At 73.2% G+C, this 13,332-nt stretch carries 12 protein-coding genes; 7 read left to right on the plus strand and 5 right to left on the minus strand.

From position 1 onward, the window contains the following. Positions 1-171: 171 nt before the first annotated feature. The 7 genes from PWG71_RS12375 (at position 172) to PWG71_RS12405 (ending at position 7,611) form a co-directional block, all read left to right on the plus strand. Positions 172-765: a TetR/AcrR family transcriptional regulator gene (locus PWG71_RS12375; protein WP_274809830.1), complete on the plus strand. Its 594-nt coding sequence runs from the start codon at positions 172-174 to the stop codon at positions 763-765. Positions 766-861: 96 nt separating this feature from the next. Further along, positions 862-1,698: a peroxiredoxin family protein gene (locus PWG71_RS12380; protein WP_274809831.1), complete on the plus strand. Its 837-nt coding sequence runs from the start codon at positions 862-864 to the stop codon at positions 1,696-1,698. A gap of 681 nt (positions 1,699-2,379) precedes the next feature. After that, entirely contained in the window at positions 2,380-3,534 is a 1,155-nt protein-coding gene (locus PWG71_RS12385; protein WP_274809832.1) for a Gfo/Idh/MocA family protein, read from the plus strand. Further along, the gene (locus tag PWG71_RS12390) at positions 3,531-4,691 is read left to right on the plus strand and encodes a DUF993 family protein (protein ID WP_274809833.1); all 1,161 of its coding nucleotides are present in this window, start codon (positions 3,531-3,533) and stop codon (positions 4,689-4,691) included. The genes PWG71_RS12385 and PWG71_RS12390 overlap by 4 nt, the downstream gene beginning before the upstream one ends. Then, positions 4,688-5,590: a sugar phosphate isomerase/epimerase family protein gene (locus PWG71_RS12395; protein ID WP_274809834.1), complete on the plus strand. Its 903-nt coding sequence runs from the start codon at positions 4,688-4,690 to the stop codon at positions 5,588-5,590. Before PWG71_RS12390 ends, PWG71_RS12395 begins: the two co-directional genes overlap by 4 nt. A 31-nt stretch (positions 5,591-5,621) precedes the next feature. Next, a complete protein-coding gene (locus PWG71_RS12400; protein ID WP_274809835.1) occupies positions 5,622-6,530 on the plus strand; it encodes a 5-dehydro-4-deoxyglucarate dehydratase in 909 nt (302 codons plus the stop codon). Positions 6,531-6,534: 4 nt separating this feature from the next. Then, positions 6,535-7,611 carry a mandelate racemase/muconate lactonizing enzyme family protein gene (locus PWG71_RS12405; protein WP_274809836.1) on the plus strand — a complete coding sequence of 359 codons (1,077 nt, stop codon included), beginning with the start codon at positions 6,535-6,537 and terminating at the stop codon, positions 7,609-7,611. A gap of 208 nt (positions 7,612-7,819) precedes the next feature. Here the strand turns inward: PWG71_RS12405 and PWG71_RS12410 are convergent, their stop codons facing one another. From PWG71_RS12410 to PWG71_RS12430, 5 genes are all read right to left on the minus strand, one after another. Further along, complete coding sequence (locus PWG71_RS12410; protein WP_274809837.1) at positions 7,820-8,854, minus strand: LacI family DNA-binding transcriptional regulator; 1,035 nt, start codon at positions 8,852-8,854, stop codon at positions 7,820-7,822. Positions 8,855-8,936: 82 nt separating this feature from the next. Next, positions 8,937-9,830 (minus strand): NAD-dependent epimerase/dehydratase family protein, encoded by an 894-nt coding sequence (locus PWG71_RS12415; protein WP_274809838.1) that lies wholly within the window; start codon positions 9,828-9,830, stop codon positions 8,937-8,939. Between the two features lie 46 nt (positions 9,831-9,876). Continuing rightward, positions 9,877-10,710, minus strand: a complete 834-nt coding sequence (locus PWG71_RS12420; protein WP_274809839.1) for a DUF6807 domain-containing protein — start codon at positions 10,708-10,710, stop codon at positions 9,877-9,879. Then, the gene (locus PWG71_RS12425) at positions 10,707-11,873 is read right to left on the minus strand and encodes a Gfo/Idh/MocA family protein (RefSeq protein ID WP_274809840.1); all 1,167 of its coding nucleotides are present in this window, start codon (positions 11,871-11,873) and stop codon (positions 10,707-10,709) included. Before PWG71_RS12425 ends, PWG71_RS12420 begins: the two co-directional genes overlap by 4 nt. After that, the gene (locus PWG71_RS12430) at positions 11,870-13,183 is read right to left on the minus strand and encodes a Gfo/Idh/MocA family oxidoreductase (RefSeq protein ID WP_274809841.1); all 1,314 of its coding nucleotides are present in this window, start codon (positions 13,181-13,183) and stop codon (positions 11,870-11,872) included. The genes PWG71_RS12425 and PWG71_RS12430 overlap by 4 nt, the downstream gene beginning before the upstream one ends. Positions 13,184-13,332 lie beyond the last annotated feature (149 nt).

The raw sequence follows: 13,332 nt of genomic DNA on the forward strand, positions 1-13,332 counted from the left end.
GCCCCGGTCGATCACGCGCGAAAAGCCGGGCGCCGACGAGACCGGACTCCGGCGGGAGGCCTCCCGCGATGAAGGGCGATGCCGGTCGCGGCGTTCCGGGACGACCCCTTGTTGACTGTTCGGTCAAGAGCGCCTAGATTCTTGACCGAACAGTCAATGCGAGGAGGCGGCATGGCCGGGGACACACGGGAACGGCTGGTGCGCGTGGCGCGCGACCTCATCCACGGTTCCTCGTTCGCCCAGGTGAGCGTGGAGGACATCTGCAAGGAGGCCGGCGTCCACCGGGGCAGCCTCTACCACTTCTTCCCCTCCAAGGAACGACTCGGCCTGGCCGTGCTCGACGCCAACTGGGCGATGATGGCGGCCCTGCTCGACGAGGCCTTCGGCGCCGAGGCCCCTCCCCTGGAGCGGATCGACCGGTTCGTCCGCGGCTTCGGCGGCATGATCGCCCTGATGCGGGAGCGGACGGGCAGCACGCCCGAGTGCCCGATCGGCGGCCTGTCCGCCGAACTCTCGGCGAAGGGCGACGAGCCGCGCGCCCACGCGACACGGATCCTGGACGCCTGGGCCGCCTACTTCTCCGACGCCATCCGCGAGGCCGAGGCCCGCGGCGAGGTCGACCCCACAGTGGACCCCCACGAGACCGCCCTGCGGATCCTGGCCTACCTCCAGGGAACGGCACTGCTCGCCAAGGCCTACGACCGGCCCGAGATCGTGGAGCACGCCCGGGACGGCGTCCGCGCCCTGCTCGCCCCCTCCCGCTGAACCCGCACCCCCGCCGGCCCGGACACGGACCGGTTCCGTCTGCCGCACCACTTGACTGACCAGTCAATCAAGGATCATCCCGACCGAGGAGCCACCATGAACCGACCGCCCACCCCCGACCCGGCCCCGGCCGCCACCCCGACGGGAGACGCCTACCGCTTCGAGCGGTTCCGGACCGGGCTGCTGGCGAAGGACATGTACTTCGGCCCCGACGCCCCCGGCGCCGGAGACCGCGTCCCCGCCTTCGACCTGCCCACCCTCGACGGCGCGCGCTTCACCAGCACCGACCCGGGACCTCTCCCCGTCCTGCTGGTCTTCGGATCGCGCACCTGCCCCGTCACCGAGAGCGCCGGCCCCGTCCTGCGCGACCTGCACGCCGAGTTCGGCGAGGCGGTCCGGTTCGTCCTGGTCAACACCCGGGAGGCGCACCCCGGACAGCTCCTCCCCCAGCCCCGGACCTTCGAGCGCAAATGGGAGCACGCCCGGGAACTGCGCCGCCACCACGCGCTCCCCTTCGAGGTCGCGGTCGACGACATCGACGGCGCCACGCACCGCGCCTTCAGCCCCAAACCGAACTCGGCCTACCTCATCGACCCGGAGGGCACGATCCTCTACCGGGCCCACTGGGCCAACGACGAACGCGGTCTGCGCGGCGCCCTCGCGGCGGCCGTGCGGGGGCGGGCGCCCGCACGCGGCCACAGCAGGGGCATGGCGGGCTCGCTGCTGCGCGCCGTCGGGCACCTGCCCGGCATCGTGCGCGCCGCCGGCTCCCGCGTCGAGCGCGACGTCTGGCTCGCCGCACCGCCGCTGGCCCTCCTCGGGCGCCTGTCCCGGCTCTTCGGCCGCCTGCCCGCCGACCGCAGGGGCCTCGCCGCCACCGCCCTCCTCGTCGGGATCCTCGTCGCGACCGCCGTGATCCCGTTCCTCCTCTGAGGGACTGCGGGCCGCCCACCGGCCGGACACCGCCTCCTCGCGCGGGCGGCGTCCGGCCGGTGGCGGTGTCACCCGCGGACCGCCCGCACCCGGGCCTCGGGGAGGTCGACCTCGACGGTGAGGTCGACGAGTTCCTCGACATGGCGGGGGTTTCAGTCCGGTGAGGTCGATCGGTCGGGCCCGCCCGGCTCCGCGTCGACCTCGGTGAGCGCCCGCGAGGGAGGCGGGCCCGCGCCGCCGGATGCGCCCCACGGCGACCGGCGGTGCGGCCGTCCGAGCGGGTCCCCCGCGGAACGGATGGGGGGCGCCGTCGCCACTCGAAATGAAAGCGCTTTCCATATCTCGGGCGGCGCGCACGCGATACCACGGTGCCGACGCTCCGCATCGGAGCATTGTCGGAACGCCACCGTGAAGGAATATGCCTTTCCAGTGTCTGCGCAGGTCAGGGCGCCCGAGAGGAAAGTCGGAAAAGGGGCGGGCGCATTCCGGGGTCGGGCTCCGGAGAAAACCGGCCCTTTTCCGTCGCCGATGTGACGCGAGGGCCTTCCGGCGCCGGCACACCGACCGGGCACCCCCTCGCGTCCACCCGCCCGACCCCCGTACCCCCTGTTCGCCCCTGGTGCGACGCCCGGGTTTGTCGTAAGGTGGAAAGCGCTTTCACACGAGAGGTGGTCACAAACGATGAGCGATCGCGTACTGGGTATCGCCATGAACGGCGTCACCGGGCGCATGGGATACCGTCAGCACCTGACCAGGTCCATCCTGGCCATCCGGGACGACGGCGGCATCCCGTTGCCCGACGGATCACGGATCCTCCCCGAACCCATCCTGATCGGCCGCTCCGAGCGCAGACTGCGCGAGATCGCCGACCGCCACGGCCTGGACCGCTGGTCCACCGACCTGGACTCGGTCCTGTCCGACCCCGACGTGTCGATCTACTTCGACGCCCAGATCACCCACGCCCGCGAGGCCGCCGTCCGCTCGGCCATCGCCGCGGGCAAGCACATCTACGTCGAGAAGCCCACCGCGTCCACCCTGGACGCCGCCCTCGAACTCGCCAAGCTCGCCGAACAGGCGGGCGTGCGCAACGGCGTCGTCCAGGACAAGCTCTTCCTGCCCGGCCTGCTCAAACTGCGCCGCCTGGTCGAGTCCGGCTTCTTCGGCGAGATCCTGTCCGTGCGCGGAGAGTTCGGCTACTGGGTCTTCGAGGGCGACTGGCAGCCCGCCCAACGCCCCAGCTGGAACTACCGCTCCGAAGAGGGCGGCGGCATCGTCCTGGACATGTTCCCCCACTGGCACTACGTCCTGGAGCACCTCTTCGGCACGGTGCGCACCGTCACCGCCCGCACCGCCACCCACATCCCCCGCCGCTGGGACGAGAACGGCCTCCCCTACGAGGCCACCGCCGACGACGCCGCCTACGGCATCTTCGAACTCGACGGCGGCGCCATCGCCCAGATCAACTCCTCCTGGAGCGTGCGCGTGGACCGCGACGAACTCGTGGAGTTCCAGGTCGACGGCACCCACGGCAGCGCCGTCGCGGGCCTGCGCTCCTGCCGGGTCCAGCACCGCTCCCTCACCCCCAAGGCCGTGTGGGACCCCGACGCCGTCGACCCGGGCCGCTACCGCGACGGGTGGGAGACCGTCCCCGACAACACCGACTTCCCCAACGGGTTCCGCGCCCAGTGGGAGGACTTCCTGCGCCACGTCGTCACCGACACCCCCTTCCCCCACGACCTGCTGTCGGGCGCGCGCGGACTCCAGATGGCCGAGGCCGGACTGGAGTCGGCCCGCACCGGCCGCACCGTCGAGCTGAGCGAGGTCTCCATCCGATGAGCACGCTGAGCCTGCCCACCGGCGACGGCACCCTCGCCCCCTACACGCTGAGCGGTGCCGCCGCCGACACCTCCCCCCTGCCCCCGGCCCGCTCCCGCGTCGCCTACGCCGCCGCCCACGTGGTCGCCGACCCCTCCCTCCCCAACGCCCCGGGCGCCCCCGCCCACCTGGACTGGGACGCCACCATGGCCTTCCGCCACCACCTGTGGGACCAGGGGCTGGGCGTGGCCGACGCGATGGACACCGCCCAACGCGGCATGGGCCTGGACCCCGGAACCGTCGCCGAACTGATCCGCCGCTCGGGCGCCGAGGCCGCCGCCCGGGGCGCCGCCCTGGCCTGCGGTGTCGGCACCGACGACCTGGCGCCCTCCGACGCCGACCTGAACGGCGTCATCTCCTCGTACACGGACCAGCTCGACCTCGTCCACAAGGCCGGGGCCACCCCCGTCCTCATGGCCTCACGCGCCCTGGCCGCCATCGCCACCGGCCACGACGACCACGTGCGCGTCTACTCCACCCTCCTGGAGCGCACCCAAGGGCCGGTGATCCTGCACTGGCTGGGCGCCGTCTTCGACCCCGCCCTGGCCGGCTACTGGGGATTCGCCGACCCGGCCGACGCCATCGAACCCGTGGCCGCGCTCATCGCCGACCACGCCGACCGCGTCGAGGGCATCAAGGTGTCCCTCCTGGACGCCGGGCTGGAGGTGCGCCTGCGCCGCCTGCTGCCCCCCGGGGTGCGCATGTACACCGGCGACGACTTCCACTACCCCGACCTCATCCTGGGCGACGACCACGGCCACTCCCACGCCCTGCTCGGTGTGCTCGCCGCCATCGCCCCCGCCGCCGCACGGGCCCTGGCCGCCCTCGACGCCGGGGACGTCGACCGCTACCGGGCCCTGATGGACCCCACCGTGCCACTGGCCCGGCACCTGTTCTCGGCCCCCACCCCCCACTACAAGACCGGCATCGCGTTCCTGGCCTGGCTCAACGGCCACCAGCGGGGGTTCCACATGGTCGGCGGGATGCAGTCCGCCCGCGACCTGCCCCACCTCGCGCAGACCCTGCGCCTGGCCGACGCCGCCGGGGTCCTCACCGACCCCGACCTGGCCGCCGCCCGCATGGGCGCCCTCCTGGACGTGGCGGGGGTGCGACGATGACCGCCCTGATCCCCGTCCCCACCGCCGTGGACGTCCCCACCGGACGCCCCGCCACCGTCGCCACCCCCGAACCGGGCGACCCCCGCCTGGCACGCCTGGCCCTCAACCAGGCCACCGTGCGCCCCAGCACCCTGATCCAGGCCGTCGACGGCTGCCTGCGCGCCGGGCTGCCCGCCATCGGCCTGTGGCGCGAACACGTCGCCGACCTGGGCCTGGACCGCGCCGTCGACCTCGTGCACCGCTCGGGCCTGCGCGTCTCCTCCTACTGCCGGGGCGGCTTCCTCACCGGCCACGACCGGGCCAAGGCCCTGGACGACAACCGGCGCGCCCTGGACGAGGCCGCCGCCCTGGGCGCCCCCGCCCTGGTCATGGTCCTGGGCGGGTTGCCCGAAGGCGACCGGGACCTGGCCGGGGCGCGCTCCCGGGCCGCCGACGCCATCGGCGAACTCGTCCCCTACGCCGCCGAACGCGGTGTCCGGCTCGCCCTGGAACCCCTGCACCCCATGTTCTGCGCCGACCGCGCGGTACTGTCCACCCTGGGCCAGGCCCTGGACCTGGCCGAGACCTTCCCCGCCCAGACGGTCGGCGTCACCGTGGACACCTACCACGTGTGGTGGGACCCCGAGGTGGAAGCGCAGATCGCCCGCGCGGGACACACCGGACGCATCGCCCTGTTCCAGGTCTGCGACTGGGTCCTGCCCCTGCCCTCCGACGCCCTGCTGGGCCGGGGCATGGTCGGGGACGGCCACATCGACGTACGCTCCCTGCTGGAAACGGTGACGGCCGCCGGCCACACCGGCGACATCGAGGTCGAGATCTTCAACGCCGACATCTGGGCGGCCGACGTCGACGACGTCATCGCCACCATGGCCCGACGCCACGTCGAACACGTCCTGTGAACCCGGTCCCCCTTCCCCGACGAGGAGAGTCATGCACTTCGACGGAATCCTTTTCTTCCCCCTGACCCCCTTCGGCCCCGACGGCGGCACGGTCGACCTGGACGTGCTCGCCGAACACGTCGCCTCCGGGGTCGCCCACGGCGCGGGCGGCGTGTTCACCGCCTGCGGCACCGGGGAGATCCACGCCCTGTCGGCGGCCGAGCACGCCGCCGTCGTCGAACGCACCGTCGCGGTCGTGAACGGGGCGGTCCCGGTGGTGGCCGGAGCCGGCGGCAGCGTCGGCACCGCCGTCGAACAGGCCCGCACCGCCAAGGCGGCGGGCGCCGACGCGATCCTGCTCCTGCCCCCCTACCTGGTGACGGCGCCCCAGCGCGGCCTGGTGGAGTACGTGCGCACGGTGGCCTCCGCGGTGGAGATCCCGATCATCGTCTACCAGCGCGGCACCATGGTGCTCACCCCCGCCTCGGCCGCCGAGATCGCGGCCCTGCCCTCCGTCGTGGGGATCAAGGACGGGGTCGGCGACCTGGGGCTGATGCAGCGGATCGTGCTCGCGGTACGGGCCGTGCGGGGCGAGGACTTCGCGTTCTTCAACGGCCTGCCCACCGCCGAACTCACCGTCCCCGCCTACCGGGGGGTGGGGGTGCCGCTGTACTCCTCCGCGGCGTTCGCGTTCGTCCCCGAGGTCGCCGACGCCTTCCACAAGGCGGTGGAGGCCGGAGACCCGCTGGCCGACCGGCTCCTCGCCGACTTCTTCGACCCGCTGGTCGCCCTGCGCGACCGCACCCCCGGGTACGCGGTGTCCCTGGTCAAGGCCGGGGCCCGACTGCGCGGCGTCGAGGTGGGCGGGGTACGACCGCCGTTCGTCGACCTCACCCCCCACGAGGAGACCGAACTGGCCGCCCTCATCGAGACCGGGCTGGCCCTGGTCGGGAAGGGCTGAACGCGTGCGCGTCACCGGGGTGCGCGCCCGCGCCCATCGACTCCCCCTGCACCGGGCGTGGGACGGCGGGGTGGACCGCAACGACATCGTCGTGGTCGAGGTCGACACCGACACCGGGATCACCGGAACGGGCTTCTCCTGGACGCCGTTCATCGGCGCCCGGGCGGTGCTCGCCCTCGTCGAGGACGACCTGCGGCCCGCCCTGGTGGGCGGCCCCGCCCACCCCTCCCGATGGGACGACCTGCTGTGGCACCTGCGCGAGGCGGGCACCGGCGGGCTCACCCTGATGGCGTTGGCGGCCATCGACATCGCCCTGTGGGACCTGACCGCCAAGGCCACCGGCCTGCCCCTGGTCGACCTGCTGGGCCGACGCCGCGACCGGGTGCCCGCCTACGGCAGCGGCGTCAACCTCGACTACCCCCTGTCCGACCTGTCGGACCAGGTCAAGGGGTGGTCGGCGGCCGGACACCGGGCCGCGAAGATCAAGGTCGGCTCACCCGACCCGGCCCGCGACGTCGAACGGGTGCGCACGGTGCGCGACCTCCTGGGCGCCGAAGGAACCCTGATGATCGACGCCAACCAGCGGTGGGACGTGCCCGGAGCGGCCCGCGCCCTGGACGCCCTGACCGCCTTCGACCTCCACTTCGTCGAGGAACCGCTGCCCGCCGGCGACCTCGCCGCCCACACCCGGCTGCGCGCCCGCACCGACGTACCGTTCGCGCTCGGGGAGAACCTGCGCACGATCGAGGAGTTCGAACGGTTCATCGACGCCGGGGTGTGCGACATCGCCCAACCCAACGTGGTGCGCGTCGGCGGGATCACCCCGTTCCTGCGCATCGCCGAGACGGCCGCCCGCCGAGGCGTGCCCGTCGCCCCCCACCTGCTGCCCGAACTGTCCGGGCAGCTGGCCCTGTGCCTGTCCCGACCCGCCATGGTCGAGGACATCGATCGCGCCTCCTTCGCCGCACTGGGAGCCTTGGCCGCCCCCAGCGGTGTGCGGGTGGAGCGCGGCGCGCTGTCGGCGGACACCGGCCTCGGGCACGGACTGGTGTTCGCCGACACGCTCACCCCTCTCCCCTAGCACTGGACGGGGTGACCGGTGGTGGGGCGCCCACGGCGCCCCACCACCCGTCCGAGCGGGGCCTGCGGGGATCAACACCGCGACCCGGCGCACCCCCCGAACGCCCTCCACCCGGGTCCGCCCAGCGGCCCGGGACCCCGCGTCCGGGCATCGAAGGCCACCCCGACACGGAGAAGGACCGGTCGGCGGATCGTGCCCCGAACCGGCCTCAGGACGCGGTGGGCGGCGCGGTGCTCTCCCGCGCCACCACCTCTCCCGGCACCGTGATGACCCGGTGCCCTCCCTGATGGTCCTCGTCCAAGGCCAGCGCGGCGGCCCGCTCGCCCATCTCCTCCAACGGCAACCGCACCGTGGTCAACCCCGGAGTCAGATCCCGCAGGGTGGGGATGTCGTCGAACCCCGCCACCGACAGGTCGTCGGGCACCCGCATGCCCAGATCGCGCAACGCCGCCATGGCCCCCGTGGCCATGACGTCGTTGACCGCGAACAGACAGGTGGCGTCGGTGCCCAACGTCATGAGCCGACGCGTGGACTCATAACCCCCGTCACGGGTGAACGCCCCGTGCACCACGTTGTGGTGGGCCAACTCCAACCCGGCCGCCGACAGCGCACCGTGGAAACCGTCCAGGCGCTCGCGGGCCGTGCGCAGGTCCGTGGGCCCCGCCAGGATCGCGAACCGCCGGTGCCCCAACCCCACCAGGTGCCGGGCCAGGGCGGCGGCCCCGGAATGGTTGTCGGGGCTGACGGTGTCGGCGGGCAACCCCGGCTGCGACACGCACGCCACCCGACCGCCCTGGCGGCGGAACGCCTCGATCTCCCCGATCAGGCGGGCGTTGCTCTCCTCGTCGGTGGAACGCGACCCCACCAGGATCACGGCCTTGGCCCGATGGGAGCGCAACGCCGCCAGCACCCGCCCCTCCTTCTGCGCCGACCGGTTGGTGCTGCCCAGCACCAACACCAGCCCCCGCTCCTCGGCGCACCGGGTCACCCCGGCCGCGATCGAGGAGAAATAGGGGTCGGAGATGTCGTGGACCAACAGGCCCACCAGCGAACTGCTGTTGCGCGCCAACGTCTGCGCGGAGGCGTTGGCCAGATAGCCCAACTCCTCCGCGCTGGCGTTGACCTTGTCCCGCAGCCGTTGACTGACCTGCCGGGTACTGCCGTTGATGACCCTCGAAGCGGTCGCCAGGGAGACGCCCGCGTGCTCGGCCACCTGTTCCAGCGTTACGTAACCGGAGTCCACGCCCCTGGCCCTTCTCGTCCCACGTCCTGGAAAACTCTTTCCCAGAGTAGCCGAGCGCCCGGGGCTCCGAGGCTTCGCCAATTCAGCGCACCCGATCGGACCGCAACCGGTCACGCCAGGTCGCGGTCGGCGCCCACCCCAGATCACGCCGCGCCTTGGCCGAGGAGAACACCGCCCGCCCGTCCGCCAACGCCCCCGCCACCGGCGCCGAACCCGGATGCGACCGCGCCATCAACCCGTCCACCGGCCCCACCGCCAACGGATCGGCGGCCACCGCGTTGTAGACACCGCCGTGCTCCACCCGCTCCGGGTGCTCCACGATGCGCGCGAACAGGTCCGCGACGTCACCGGCGTCCACGTAATTGAACAACGACACCGCCGCCAACTCCGGATCGGCCACCCGATCGGCCATGGTGTGCCCCTGCTGGGTGGGCGCGCCCGCCCACTCCTCGGGGGCGACCACGTACCCGGGACGCACCGCGCACAACGTGCACGCCGAGGAGGTGCGGGCCAGCGCCCGCACGGTCTGCTCCACGATCGCCTTGCTCAACCCGTAGGCGTGCCAGGGCTCGACCGGGTGCTCCTCGTCCAACGGCAGGTACCGCGGCCGCCACGACGGCGTGTTGTAGCCGTACACGGTGGGACTGGAGGCGGCCACCGCGCACCGGGCCCCGCGCTCCACCGCCTCGCCCAGCACCGCCCAGGCCAGACCGGTGTTGACCTGAAGGGTCTCCACGTCCGGTCGGGCGAACGGCACGGCGATCCCCGCCAGGTGCACCACCGCCTCCGGACGCGCCCGCTCGAAGGCGGCCGCCCGCGCGGCGGGATCGAGCAGATCGGCCCGCACCCCCACCGCCCCCGACGCATGGGTGTGTTCGGCGATGTCCACCGAGGTCACATCGTGTCCTCGGTCGACCAGCCCGGAGACGACACTGCGCCCCAACCGACCGGCGCCCCCGGTGACGAGCACGCGCATGGATCGTTCCACCTTTCCGGAACTTGGGAAATCGGAGAAAAAGGGTTCAGGGCAGGGCGACGACGGCCGCGGCCAGACCGGCGAGATCACCGACGTGCCCGTCGCACACCGCGACGCGCAGCCGCCGACGCAGGACCGCGCCCCCCGGCACCGGCAGGCGGACGTCCCAGGCCAGGGCCGGGCCCACCCCCGGGTACTCCCCCGCCCGCAGGAACCACGGGTCCGTGTGCCCCCCGGGCTGGTGGAACAGCAGGGTCCAGGGCCCGCCCGCGTCCCCGACCAGCGCCAACCAGGCGGCGCGCGAACCGTGCAAAGCCGCCTCACCCTCCAGACCATCGGGGCCGTGGACGCGCGGCGCCGCCGGACCGATGGGCGCCCGCCAGAACAGCCCCCCGTAACCGGCGCCGGGCCGACCGTTGGTGGCCGGGCTGCCGATGTCCAGGTCCCGGCCCGAGGTGTTGCGCAGGGTCGTGTCCAGGTCCAGGACCCACGCGGAGCCGTCCAGGGGGCGGGCGCGCAGGCGACGTTCCTCGCGCACCAGCTCCCCACCGTCGGGACCGGTCCAGGACACCTCCTCCACACCCCCGCCATCGCCATCGCCACGCCACGCCAGACGCCGCTGCCGACCGTGGTTGTCGAGCAGCACCGACCCCCGGTCGGGGGTGAACGTGCGCCCGCCCCAGAAACTGACACCGGAGACGTCGGGCACCGCCACCCCCACCCCCAGATGGTGCGGGTGATCGGCGGGCAGCACCTCGGTCACCGTCGTCCCGGCCGGCGTGCGCACCGGGTGCAGGTACGGGCGGGGCGACAGCCGGGGCTCGATGTCGGCGCCGTCGACGCCGACGGCCACCACGGTGCCGTCGATCACGAGGTTCATCGGTGGACCTCCACGTTCGGGCGCGCCCAGGGCGCGCCCAGCTCGGAGAACAGGGACAGGGACTCGGCGCTGCGGGCCACCAGGTCGGCGATGCCGTGCACGGAGCGGTGGACCACCCCGTCCTCCTCCCGCACCTCCTGGTGCTCGGGCCCGATGGACAGCGGATCGGGCGCGGTGCGCACCGCCTCCAGGACGTGCATGAAACCGCGCGTGGCCGCGGGCGGGACCGACAGCGGCGCGCCGTGGCGCACGTGGTCGACCAGATCGGCCACCAGATTGCGACGCAGATGGGTGGTGACGTGCGGAGCCCGTCCCGGACGGTGCAGGGTCACCCGGTCCAGGGTGTACTCCAGCTCGATCCGTCCGCGCTCGCCGTGCACCACCAGCATCGGCGGGACGCTCTCGGGCGCGCACAGGGTCACCGCGAGGGTGACGACGGTCCCGTCGGCGGTGCGCAACCGCAACGCCGAGGTGTCGTCGCTCTCGATGGGGTGGGCCCGGTGCAGCTCCACCTCGATCTCCAAGGGCGGCCGATCGCCGCCTCCGGCCACGGCCAGGGCCGTGGCGGTGGCGTGCGCGAAGGGGTTGGTGAGCGCGCCGTCCACGACGTCACGCCCGTCCAGGCGACGCCGCCCGGCCCAGGGCGCGCGGGCGTAGTACGCCGAGGTGCGCTTCCACGCCCCCCACCCGCCGATGCCGCGCACCCGCCCCACCGCCCCCTCCGCGACGAGGGAGCGGACCGCGTCCACGGCCGCCGACCCCAGACTCTGGAACCCGACCTGACAGGCGAGGTCGGAGGCCTCGACCGCGTCGACCAACCGGTCGAACTCGGCCAGGGTCGCGGTGGTGGGCTTCTCCAACAGCAGGTGGGAACCGTGCTCCAGGGCGAGAAGGGCCAACGGCAGGTGGGTGTGGATGGGGGTCACCAGGACGGTGATCCGCGCCCGCGTGCGCTCCAGCGCCGTGGACAGGTCCTCGAAGAACGGGACGGGCCCGTGCCCCTCCAGGTCGTCGTCGGGGGCGGGCGGCACCCGGTCGCACACCCCCACCAGCCGCACCAGGCCCGAGGCGGCCAGGGGGAGCAGGGAGCGCAGATGGGAACGGCCGTGGCCGTGCAGGCCGACCAGCAGCAACGGGACGGGGTCGGCGACGGGCACGCTCATCCGGTCTTCCCCGCGCGCAGGTCGGCCACGCGCACCGGAGCCCCCGAGGCCATGGAGGCGTTGGCGGCCAGCCCGGTGAGCAGGGCGTTGCCGCCGTCGGCGTGGTCGGGGCGGATACCGTCGTCCACACGCCCCAGGAGGGCGTCGAGCATGGCGGTGTCACCGCCGCCGTGACCGCCCTCGCCCACCTCCACGGAGATCTCCTGCGGGGCCTGCCAGTGGCGGCGCAGCAGCAGCCGGGAGACGGTGTCCTCCTTGGGCGCGGGCATACCGCGCACCGGGTTGGTCTCGTCGCGACCGGGCGTGGTGCGGTCGAACTCCACCATGTCGAGTTCGAGGCGGCCGCGACTGCCCGTGATCGTCAACCGGTAGCCCTCCCAGGGTGCGTAGGCGGTGAGGTGGTAGGTGAGCCGGGCCCCGGTGTCGTAGCGCACCAGGACCGACATGTCGTCCTCGATGGTGATGCCGGGACCGAACACGTTGAGGTCGCGGCGGTAGCCGTCCTCGTGCTCGGCGTCCAGGTACAGGGCGGTCAGGTCGGGGCTGTCGGCCAGGTGCAGGGCGAAGGGGTCGTCCTGGGCGGTGTCGGCGCCGTGGCCGCGCTCGTAGTCGGCGGCCACGCCGTGCCGGCGGCCGTTCTCCTCACCGTAGAAGAACAGCCTCCCCGAGGCGAAGACCTCTTCGGGACGGGCGCCGATCCACCAGTTGACCAGGTCGAAGTGGTGGCTCGCCTTGTGGACGAGCAGACCCCCCGAGCGGGTCTTGTCGCGGTGCCAGCGGCGGAAGTAGTCGGCGCCGTGGCGCAGGTCCAGCAGCCATTCGAAGTGGACGGATCCGACCTCGCCGACGGCGCCCTCGGCGATGAGCTCGCGGACCTTGCGGTGGACGGGGTTGTAGCGGTAGTTGAAGCCGACGGTGACGCGCCCGCCGGTGCGCTCCCGGGCCTCCTCGATGCGGCGCAGCCCCTCCAGATCGGTCGTCATGGGCTTCTCGGTGATGACGTCGGCGCCGTGCTCCAGGGCGGTGACGATGTAGTCGGCGTGGGTGTGGTCGACGGTGCACACGATGACCTCGTCCACGGCCCGTTCCCCGAGCATGCGGGCGAAGTCGTCCGCGTGGTGGGTGGGCACGGGGTCCAGGCCGGCCTCGGTGACGATCCGGTTGTGCACGGCCATCCGGGTGGCGTTGGTGTCGCACAGGGCGACCAGGGCGCCGTGCCGACGGTGGCCGCCGGTGAGCGCACGGGTGTACATCCGGGCCCGGGAACCGGTGCCGACGATCGCGTACCTGCGTTGCGTGGTGTGGTTCACACCGAGATGGTAAACGCTTTCCGAACAAGACCACAATGGCCCCGCGAAGATCATCGGGGTGGAATCCCGGGCTCCGGGGGCCGCCGGGGAGGTTCGGCGGGGCCCGAAAAGCCCTCCGGGGGACGCCCTCCGGGCCGATCGGGAAGGTA

The organism is Nocardiopsis sp. N85, from assembly GCF_028882275.1.
Classification (GTDB): domain Bacteria; phylum Actinomycetota; class Actinomycetes; order Streptosporangiales; family Streptosporangiaceae; genus Nocardiopsis; species Nocardiopsis lambiniae.